Genomic DNA, 308 nt, shown 5'->3' on the forward strand with positions numbered 1-308 from the left:
TTTTTTTAGTCAAAAATTAAATTAGCCCCTAAACTAAACGAGGTTTTTTTAGAGTTAAATAGATCTTCATAGCCTAAAATATTATCTACTGCAGCATAAAAATTAAGCTTATTAATCTGAGTAGAAAACCCAAAACCAACATTTGAAAATAAATAATTATCAATTGTATAACTGATTTTAGTCTTTAAAAAAGTACCTAGTCTTCTATTATAAAAGACCGTAGCTGCCATTTGAGGAAATTGAGGTCTTAAAATACTATAAAATTGAGCACCTATTTCATTCTGATACTTTGATACTGAAAAGCCCTT

1 protein-coding gene is annotated in these 308 nt (G+C 27.3%); it reads right to left on the minus strand.

Features of this window, described 5'->3' with window-relative positions:
• Window positions 1-5: 5 nt before the first annotated feature.
• Window positions 6-308: DUF5723 family protein (locus H2O73_RS23725; RefSeq protein WP_220457722.1), on the minus strand; the 303-nt coding region annotated here is incomplete at its 5' end.

This window comes from Vibrio marinisediminis, from assembly GCF_014050145.1.
Taxonomy (GTDB): Bacteria; Pseudomonadota; Gammaproteobacteria; order Enterobacterales; family Vibrionaceae; genus Vibrio; species Vibrio marinisediminis.